The following is a 225-nucleotide window of genomic DNA, read 5'->3' on the forward strand; positions in this document are numbered from 1 at the left end:
TCAGTTGTCGGTTAATCAGTTTTAGCAGTTCAGACAGGGTGTCGTCTTGCGCCAGCCAGTTGCGGTAGCGGCATAAGGTGCTGTAATCGGGGATGCTCAGTTCGTCAAAACGGCAAAACAGGTTGAAGTCGATGCGGGTGATGAGGCTGTGTTCGAGTTCGGGATCGGAGAGGCTGTGCCATTGTCCGAGCAGGACGGCTTTGAACATGGACAACAGGGGATAGG

At 53.8% G+C, this 225-nt stretch carries 1 protein-coding gene; it reads right to left on the reverse strand.

Translation table 11 applies throughout. The features are described from left to right. A partial coding sequence (locus ACTHTJ_RS11075) for a transposase (protein ID WP_440361028.1) occupies window positions 1–225 on the reverse strand: 225 nt, incomplete at both ends.

Origin of the sequence: Neisseria sp. P0018.S001, from assembly GCF_051957355.1 — a bacterium.
GTDB classification, from domain to species: domain Bacteria; phylum Pseudomonadota; class Gammaproteobacteria; order Burkholderiales; family Neisseriaceae; genus Neisseria; species Neisseria subflava_A.